The organism is Thiothrix caldifontis (assembly GCF_900107695.1).
GTDB lineage: Bacteria > Pseudomonadota > Gammaproteobacteria > Thiotrichales > Thiotrichaceae > Thiothrix > Thiothrix caldifontis.
Window position 1 is genome coordinate 134,644 of sequence record NZ_FNQP01000011.1, and the last position, 8,796, is coordinate 143,439.

The window sequence follows — 8,796 nt, forward strand, 5'->3', positions numbered from 1 at the left end:
TTGTATGGCAGAACTCCCTACCAAAGAAGAACTTGAGAAGCTCTATCACGAGAAAGGGCATGATGCGCTGGTGTGGTATGCGTGGAGGAATACACTACGAATTTTACCAATTTTAGGGAGTTTATCTCTTGAGGAAGTTTGGCCTGATAAGCTAGTAGAAAATATTTACTTAATTTTGCGCATTCCAATTGTTATTCAACAATGGTTAATAGCTAAAGAGCGAGCACAATCTGTTATCAATACCGTGGGATTGGAAGCAACTAGAGCTGTTGCTGCAACTAAAGATGGAACAGCCGTGACGGATGCGGAGATATTTGCTGCAAAGACTGACTTTTTGGCAGTGTCGGAACGACAAGCTGCGGCTTCTGCGAAGATTGATGCAGAGACTGCTAGAACAATTGCTATAAAAGCCAGAGATATTGCATTTTCTAAAAATAGTATTGTCAGATTTATTACTGATACTAGTAAGTTAGATTTTGTGAGAGCTAATGCTGATTCTGCCTGCATTGCAGCGGAAAGAGCAGAATCTATTGCTGCCAAGCAAGCAGCCAGAGCATCAGATGCGGCTGAATCTGCTGCAATTTCCCAATCAATTGATTGCGAGGCCAAAAAGGCTGTAGTTAGGGCTAAAGCCATCGCAGATGAAGTTTCCACTGCTGAAGCGGCTGCGGCTGTCGTCAGAATTGTAGATGTCGTACTCAATGATACAAAGAGTGCTATTGCTGAAACAATGGTTATTGCAGCTAGAGCAGCGAAGATTGAAGCTGAATCAGTTGCAATGGCTCGAAATGATTTTAATTGGCTCTATGAAACTGATTTTTTTCAGGACTCTATTCCATTATTTTCAATAAACAAATTATATGATAAAAAGCCCAAAAAAATATTAGAATGGGAATCTGGATTACTAGGAAACTTACGTCAACTTAAGTTGGAGTTTCTTGCTGAAGATTTAAAAAATTTATGGAATGGTGATTTTCCTGAGTCACATGTTCAAAATTATCTAAAAGAGTTTTCTGTTGCAATTACTAATGATCCTATCGCACTGCAACTTGCTGTTCTTGGTGCAAAAATCGAAATAACGCATTCAGTGAGGGTTATTTTATTAGGTCCTGGTGGTGCTGGAAAAAGCTCATTATCGGATCGTTTGCAAGGAAAAAGAGTTGAACATATTAAACAACTCACTGTTGGTGTTGATTATCTCCAACATCAATCCATTAATGTACTCGACACTTTTCCCGATTGTGGACTGGATGATAAAAAGCTAAACTTATTTTTATGGGATTTCGGCGGACAAACTATTTTTCACGGTTTACATAGTGCGTTTCTGCATGAAAATTGCGTTTACGTGCTAGTAGTGGATAGTCGCCACGAACAAGCTCCTGACGAATGGCTTCACCAAATCCGTCACCTAGCAGGCTCACAAGTAAAAGTGCTACTTGTCACCAATTGGTATGAAAAATGTGAAACTTATCAGAATAAAACCCGTTTACGGCGCGAATTCCCCAAGCAGTTTTCGGATGAAAGTTTCTTCTACTTCTCTTGTCTCGACAAAGATGAGCCAGACTTTAAACGCTTTGTGCAATCCTTGGTAAAAGCCAGTCTCGACAGCCAGAAAATGGTTCTGAAGGAAACGCTGGATGTGCAACGGGCATTGGATGCGCAATACAAAGACGGGGATACGGTTTTCGTGCGTGAAAGCAAATTGCGCGAACTGATTGCGGCTAATATTCAAGATGCAAAAAATACCGATAGCACCCTAAATCAGTTGCAACAACTTGGTTTTTTGGTGCAGGTCGAAAAAGGCAAGAGCCGCTACTGTCTCAAACCCGCATGGGCGGTAGACAACGCCTACCAATTGCTTTATTCCCCCATACTGCGCCAAGCCAACGGCATTCTGAATTTGACCGAGTTGGAGCAAGTATTTGCAGGCAAGGTAGATGAATACCACGTTGAATATCTGGTCAGCTTTCTCAATGAACGTTCCTTGTGCATTCGCTTACAGGATAACGGCAAGTATTTCTTTCCCGATGCAACGCGAGCAGATGAGCCGCTTTTGGTCAGCGAACTACTGAATCAACAGAACAAGCTAATGCTGCGTTTCGACCTGCCTTACCTGCCACTGGGTTTCCATGCAAGATTGGTGCATAAGTTGTTTGTGCCGCACAGCGAAGTGGGCATTCATGACCCGCAAGACATTTGGCGGCAAGGTTTTATTTTGCGGGCGGGTACAACAAGTCAGGCTGTTGTCCATTACTTGCTGCGTAAAAACGTCATCGAAATGGTGCTGACCGGAGATTTGAAAGCATTTTCCGCGCTATTACGCGAGTTCTACACACATCTAAAAGCGGTGCTGGTGAGTCCGAACGGCATCCGCCCAGAACAGATTCATCCATCGGTACTGTTCAACCAGCAATCATTCTCGGTGCATTCCGGCGAAGACTTGGTTAACGTGCTGGCGCAGATCAATAGTTACGACCAACTTTTCCAAGAGGTAAGAAAAATGGCAAGCACAGGCAATATCAACGTCACCAATGGGCAAGTCATCATCGGTGATGGCAATATTCAAAAATCCCATTCGGACAATACCACTATCACGGTGACAGCCGATCAACGCCAAATCATCAGTTCTGTGCTGGATGAAATGCTACGCCACAAAGCCCACCTATCCGATGATGTGCTGGAAGCCGTTTACGATGTGCGCAAAGCGGTCAAAGCTGACGAAAAGCAGCCAACAGAGAAAAGCCAATCGGTGTTAGGTAAACTCTGGGGTGGTTTGCGTGAATTGACCAATATTGCCAAAGACATGACCGATGTTGGTGGCTTCGTTGTTGAACATCAGGCAGCGCTTGGCACAGCAGTGACTGCGGCAGCAGCTTTGCTTTCCTGAACTAACGGTATTTATGCTAAAAGTATAACGTATGCAAAACCCTTCCTACCAATTCCAAGCCTCCGCCCAGTTGACCAGCAAACTGGCAACCATTGATGCCGCGCAAGCCGACATCCAGCGTTTGCGTGCGCAACAGCCTGACCGCTGGCTACCTATCCAGCAAAAGCTCCGTGCCGAATGGACGTATGACAGCAATGCCATCGAAGGCAGCACCCTAACGCTAGGCGAAACCATCTTCTTTTTGCAGGAAGGGCTGACGGTAGAGGGTAAGCCGTTCAAGGATTTTCTCGATGCCCGTAACCATGCCGAAGCCATCGACTTGCTGTTTGATGTGGTAGCGCAAAAACGTGCCATCAGCGAAGGGCTGATCAAAGAACTCAACGCCTTACTGCTGGCTGGCGTGCAATCCACTCCTGCACTGAATTCCCAAGGGCAACGGGTACAAAAGCCCGCCACACCGGGGCAATACAAATCACAGCCAAACCATGTATTGCAACAGGATGGTTCTATCCACCATTACATTGAGCCGTTACAAGTTCCGCTGGAAATGCAGCAATTATGCGACTGGGTGAACGCAAATTTGAGCCAGCTTCATGCGGTCATGGTGGCGGGGATCGCCCATTACAATATGGTGCGGATTCACCCCTTCGACGACGGCAATGGGCGTGGTGCGCGGATATTGATGAACCTGATCCTGCTGATACAAGGCTATACCCCCGTGATTGTGCGCACCACCAAACGGCGGATTTACCTGCAAGCCTTGGCAGCAGCAGATAAGGGTGATATTGAGCCGTTTCTGGATTTCATTGCCGATTCCATGCTGGACACGCAGCGGGTGATTCTGGCGGAATTGCGTTAGTCCAAGAGGAATTAACCCACAGCCCTACGCAACACCGCCACCCCTTGCTGCTCATACAAATGCTCCTGCGCCAGCACCAACAACGCCTTCGCACCCAGCCGGTCATTGCTATCAATGTCCACGAGCGTTTGCAGCCGCCCGACCGCATCCGCCAGTTCCCCCAAGCGCATTTCCAGATAGCCCGCGCCTTTGTGCGCCATCAGGTAGAAGCGCGTCAGGGTCATGGAAACCAGCACGCCTTGCCCCAGATGCAAGCGGGTTAAATGCCGCCAGTCTTCCGGCAAGTGCAGGCGTTTGCCGCTGACGGCGATGGCTTTGTGTGCCACGTTCAGCGCATCCCGAAGGCGGTGCTGGTAGTAGAAATAGCGGTACAGCGCGACCAGTACGTTCAAATCTTCGGGGGCGAGGAAATAGGCGCGTAGTAGCAGGGTTTCGGCCTCTGGTTCTGGGTAAAGGCTGGCGGCTTCTTCCAGAAGCGCGGCAACCTCCGGGTCGATGGCGGCGTTGAAATAAAGGTCTTCGGCTTCAAAATCCTGCAAATCCATAATGTTAGTCCCCTGATTTTTTAAAGTGAATCGGATGTTCGGTGATGGGTGTGTTAGGTAATTCGTCGTCGCACAGATCGCGGGCATCGCAATGATTGCATTCCGCGCTGTCGTCTTCTTGTTCGGGCAAGCAGCCGCGTGTGCCAGCGGCTTCTTCGAGTAAACGGATGCGGTCGAGCAGGCATTGAATTGCGCCTGCTACGGGGTCGGGAATCAGGTGGTGGTTAAGGTCTATGCCTTCCGGGTTGTCATTGCGGGCGACTTTGTTTTGCACGATTTTGCCGGGGATGCCGACCACGGTTTTGCCCGCCGGAATGTTTTTAACCACCACGGAATTGGAGCCGACGCGCACGTCGTTGCCCAGTTCAATCGGGCCAAGGATTTTTGCGCCTGCGCCGACGACTACGCGATTACCTAAGGTAGGGTGGCGTTTGCCCTTGTTCCAGGATACGCCGCCGAGGGTCACGCCGTGGTAGAGGGTCACGTCGTCACCGATCTCGGCGGTTTCGCCTATTACCACGCAAGCCCCGTGGTCGATGAAAAAGCGTCGCCCGATTTTCGCACCAGGGTGGATGTCGATATTCGTCCAAAAGCGGGCAAAGTACGAAATGAAGCGCGGAAAATACCGCCAGTCGCGTTTCCACAGGCTATGAGCGATGCGTTGCAATATGACTGCGTGGATGCCTGGGTAGAGCGTGGCGACTTCCCAGCGCGAACGCGCGGCGGGGTCGCGTTGGAAGACGCAGGTGATGTCTTCGCGGATTAATTGCCAAAGGGAGAACCCCCCCATCCCCAGCCCTTCCCCCGCAAGGGGTGAAGGGGGCGAAGAGAAAGAGTGATTAGCGGGACTCTTGTCCCCTCCCCCCTTGCGGGGGGCGAAGCGCGGCGATTGAGCCGCCGGACGGGTTAGGGTGGGGGGTAGTCCCGGTATTTCTAATGACATATCCCCACCTCCGCCACACATGTCTGTTGTAGGAATTGCTGCAAGTCATCCGCTGTCGGTGGGCGTTTGTGCTGGGTGGAAAAGCGTCGCACCAGCGCAAGAATCGCTTCCGCCTGTTCATGCTCCAGCGGTATGCCGAGCAGGGCGTAGGCACGTTGCACCCCGTGGCTGCCGGAATGTTTGCCCAGCACCAGTTGGTGATGCCGCCCCATGTCTGCCGGGTCGACGCCTTGGTAATTGCGCGAATCTTTCAGCAAGCCATCGACGTGGATGCCGGATTCGTGGGTGAACACGCCTTCGCCGACCAGACTTTTTTGCCAGCCGACCGGACGACCAGATGCTTTTTCCACCAGCAAGGAGAGTTTGGGGAAGCGTTTTAAGTTAACGCCACAATCCAGCCCGTACAAACGCCCCAGCCCCAAGGCGACTTCTTCCAACGGTGCGTTTCCGGCACGTTCACCAAGACCGTGGACGGTGGTATTAATGTGGGTAGCACCCGCACGGGCGGCGGCAAGTGAATTGGCAGTGGCAAGACCGAGGTCGTCGTGGGCGTGCATTTCGATTTCCATATCGGTATGCGCCCGCAACGAGGTCATCCAGTCGTGGGTGGCAAACGGTTCGAGGATGCCCACGGTGTCGGCGAAGCGGAAGCGTTGTGCGCCCGCCGCTTGTGCCGTTGCCAGCACTTGCAGCAGGAAATCGCGGTCAGCGCGGGAAGCGTCTTCCCCGCCGACGCACACGCCAACGCCCAAGTCTTTGGCGATTTGTACGTGCGCCCAGATTTGCTGCAATACCCAAGCGCGGTCACGTTTGAGCTTGTGGAAAATTTGCTGGTCAGAAACCGAGATGGAAATGTCGATCATGTCCACCCCCAGATCGCGGCACAGCAGGATGTCGTCGCGGCGCATCCGGCTCCACACCATCAACCGTGCATTCAAGCCGAGGCTGGCAACGGCGCGGATGGAGTCGCGTTCTTCCTCACCCATCGCGGGGATGCCGACTTCGAGTTCGGGTACGCCCAAGGCATCCAGCCCGCGTGCAATCGCCAGCTTTTCCGTGAGGGAAAAAGCCACGCCAGCGGACTGTTCGCCGTCGCGCAGGGTGGTGTCGTTGATGGTGATGAAACGGTTGCTGTGGTGCATGGTGTTCGCCTTGCTGATGATCTTTGCTTGATCTCAGCAAGACTTGTGCCATAGTTGTTAAGCTATTGTTTTTATATAAATAGTGGTGAGTTTTTCATTGGTTTTGTTGAGTCTGCGACACACGCAGGCAGGTGGGGACTGTGCGGAAACCGACATTACCCGTAACGTTCCATACCCAGCCCTTCCAGTGCAATGTCCGCTGCTTGACCGCTGAGCATTGCTGCCAGTATTCGCCCGCTGCCTGCTGCCATCGTCCAGCCCAGCGTGCCATGCCCGGTGTTGAGAAATAAGCCGGAATACGGCGTTTTGCCAAGGATGGGTGTGCCATCTGGTGTCATGGGGCGCAATCCCGCCCAGAAACTGGCTTTGCTGGGGTCGCTGCCGTTGGGAAACAGGTCAGATAGCACGTATTGCAGCGTGGCAAGGCGTTTGGCTGGCAGGCTCAGGTCAAAACCGTTCAGTTCTGCCGTTCCCCCCAGTCGGATGCGATTCCCCAAACGGGTAATGGCAACCTTGTGGGTTTCATCCATGACGGTGGATTCGGGGGCGTGTTCCGGCTGGGTAATCGGTACGGTGAGTGAATAGCCTTTCACCGGATAAATCGGTAAGTGGATACCCAAAGGCTTGAGCAGCAACGGGGAATGGCTGCCCAATGCCAGCACATATGCCTCAGCTTGCATCAAGCCTTTGCTGGTTTGCACGCCGCTCAAGGTTTGTCCGCTGGCGACCAAGCCTTGAACCGTGGTGTTGCAGTGGAAAATCACGCCCATCTGTTCCGCCATGCCCGCTAAGGTTTGGGTGAAGCGGAAACAGTCGCCGGTTTCATCATCCGGCAGATGCAGCCCACCGACGTATTTGTGCTGTACCTGCGCCAGTGCCGGTTCGTGGCGGATCACGCCGTCCCGGTCGAGGATGTTGAACGGCACTCCTTGCGCTTGCAGGATGGCGGCATCGTTGTGGATATCGTCCAATTGTTGCTGGGTGCGGAATAATTGGAGCGTGCCGAGGCTGCGTTCGTCGTAATGGATGCCGGTTTCTGCCCGTAATTCGCGCAGGCAATCGCGGCTGTATTCTGCCAGCCGTACCATGCGGGCTTTATTGCGCTGGTAACGGGGCAGGGTGCAATTGCCCAGAAATGCGCCTAGCCAGCGCCACATTGCCCAATCCAGACGCGGGTAAACATGCAGCGGGCTGTGTTCCATCAACATCCAGTGCAAGGCTTTGAGCGGGATACCGGGAGCAGCCCACGGCGCGGAGTAACCTGGGGAAATTTCCCCTGCATTGGCGTGGCTGGTTTCGAGTGCCACACCGGGCTGGCGCTCCACCAGTTGCACTTCATGGCCTGCCTTGGCAAGGTAATAGGCCGTGCTGACCCCAATAACGCCGCCACCGAGTACGAGTACTTTCATGCACTACCCCCTGTCGGTTTGCGATTAGCTATTGTGGGCATGGCTGGCGTTCTTTGGGTAGGTGGGAATAAGGGGGCAGCATTTCCAGCCGGGTGTCGATGGCTGGGTTGCCGACGGTGAAGTGGTAGAGGCTTTGGAATTGCGTATCTTGCAAGCCCAACACTTCATGCACGCTGTCGTCGAAGAAACAACCAATGCCCGTGCCGCGTACTCCGGCAGCTTCGGCTTGCAAATACAGCACTTGCCCGATTAAACCGGCTTCCCAGTAAAGGTGGCGGTAAACGGGTGCGCCTTGTGCCAAGCCTGCGTCGAATTCCGCCAACATGCCGAGGCTGAAACTGCTGGTGGAGGCGATGTCTTGATGGCAGGAAAGGGTGCGGGCGGCTTTGCGGGCGTCGGCTTCCAGCAGGTGGAATAGCGGTAATTCAGCAGGGCAATCTTCGGGCGTTTGCCAGACGAAATCGGGGTTCATCGCAGAGTGCAACGCTGTTTCGGCTGCTTCATGGCGTGGCAAGACATACAAGCCAGCGGGTAAGCCTTCGACGCGGTGGACGAATAAGATGGGGTGGAGGCGGATGGGTAGTGTCCATACGTCCCACGGCACGGGATTGCTGGCAGGTACTAAGGCAGACAGCATTGCGTAAAAAGTGTCGCGGGGTAGGGTGCTGGTTTTGCCGCTGAAGGCTTGGGCGCTGCGGCGTTGGCGGATCAGCGGGATGAGGTCGGGTTGGGGGATGGTTGTTGCGAGTGAAGAGGGCGTATGCAATACGCCCCTTATACGCATCAACTTTAAGCCCTCCATTCCCTAACTTGCTGTAATCTCATCCAATTATTAGGTTTTTTCCTCCGTTTGTTTTGTCGGCAAGCGGTTGAAGAAGCGAAGAGTTTTGCCAGTTGCTTGAGGCATTTTATCAAGCTGCGTCGCTCAGCGATGCAGGCGGCAAGATGGGAAGCCTGTTCCTGAATGGCTTGAACACCTTTGGTGAGGCTGCGCTGGGGTATTTCCCACAA

7 protein-coding genes are annotated in these 8,796 nt (G+C 52.7%); 2 read left to right on the forward strand and 5 right to left on the reverse strand.

Going from position 1 to position 8,796, the window contains the following annotated elements; translation table 11 throughout:
* The first annotated feature begins 4 nt into the window (after nucleotides 1-4).
* Nucleotides 5-2,887, forward strand: coding sequence for a COR domain-containing protein (locus BLV87_RS10990; RefSeq protein ID WP_093068668.1), 2,883 nt, complete (start codon nucleotides 5-7; stop codon nucleotides 2,885-2,887).
* Between the two features lie 31 nt (nucleotides 2,888-2,918).
* Complete coding sequence (locus tag BLV87_RS10995) at nucleotides 2,919-3,746, forward strand: Fic family protein (protein ID WP_093068670.1); 828 nt, start codon at nucleotides 2,919-2,921, stop codon at nucleotides 3,744-3,746.
* Between the two features lie 11 nt (nucleotides 3,747-3,757).
* Here the strand turns inward: BLV87_RS10995 and BLV87_RS11000 are convergent, their stop codons facing one another.
* The 5 genes from BLV87_RS11000 to BLV87_RS11020 all read right to left on the reverse strand — a co-directional run bounded on the left by BLV87_RS11000 (nucleotide 3,758) and on the right by BLV87_RS11020 (nucleotide 8,587).
* Entirely contained in the window at nucleotides 3,758-4,291 is a 534-nt protein-coding gene (locus BLV87_RS11000; RefSeq protein WP_093068672.1) for a hypothetical protein, read from the reverse strand.
* Nucleotides 4,292-4,295: 4 nt separating this feature from the next.
* Nucleotides 4,296-5,234, reverse strand: coding sequence for a serine O-acetyltransferase (gene cysE / locus BLV87_RS11005; RefSeq protein WP_425441554.1), 939 nt, complete (start codon nucleotides 5,232-5,234; stop codon nucleotides 4,296-4,298).
* Entirely contained in the window at nucleotides 5,225-6,376 is a 1,152-nt protein-coding gene (gene nifV, locus BLV87_RS11010) for a homocitrate synthase (protein WP_093068676.1), read from the reverse strand. Before nifV ends, cysE begins: the two co-directional genes overlap by 10 nt.
* 155 nt (nucleotides 6,377-6,531) lie before the next feature.
* The gene (locus BLV87_RS11015) at nucleotides 6,532-7,785 is read right to left on the reverse strand and encodes a D-amino acid dehydrogenase (RefSeq protein ID WP_093068678.1); all 1,254 of its coding nucleotides are present in this window, start codon (nucleotides 7,783-7,785) and stop codon (nucleotides 6,532-6,534) included.
* Nucleotides 7,786-7,813: 28 nt separating this feature from the next.
* Entirely contained in the window at nucleotides 7,814-8,587 is a 774-nt protein-coding gene (locus tag BLV87_RS11020) for a SagB/ThcOx family dehydrogenase (protein WP_093068680.1), read from the reverse strand.
* Between the last annotated feature and the right edge of the window lie 209 nt (nucleotides 8,588-8,796).

Coding starts and splice junctions, on each gene's coding strand:
- BLV87_RS10990 (WP_093068668.1), top strand. CDS start 5: ATGGCAGAACTCCCTACCAAAGAAGAACTTGAGAAGCTCTATCACGAG.
- BLV87_RS10995 (WP_093068670.1), top strand. CDS start 2,919: ATGCAAAACCCTTCCTACCAATTCCAAGCCTCCGCCCAGTTGACCAGC.
- BLV87_RS11000 (WP_093068672.1), bottom strand. CDS start 4,291: ATGGATTTGCAGGATTTTGAAGCCGAAGACCTTTATTTCAACGCCGCC.
- cysE (WP_425441554.1), bottom strand. CDS start 5,234: ATGTCATTAGAAATACCGGGACTACCCCCCACCCTAACCCGTCCGGCG.
- nifV (WP_093068676.1), bottom strand. CDS start 6,376: ATGCACCACAGCAACCGTTTCATCACCATCAACGACACCACCCTGCGC.
- BLV87_RS11015 (WP_093068678.1), bottom strand. CDS start 7,785: ATGAAAGTACTCGTACTCGGTGGCGGCGTTATTGGGGTCAGCACGGCC.
- BLV87_RS11020 (WP_093068680.1), bottom strand. CDS start 8,587: ATGGAGGGCTTAAAGTTGATGCGTATAAGGGGCGTATTGCATACGCCC.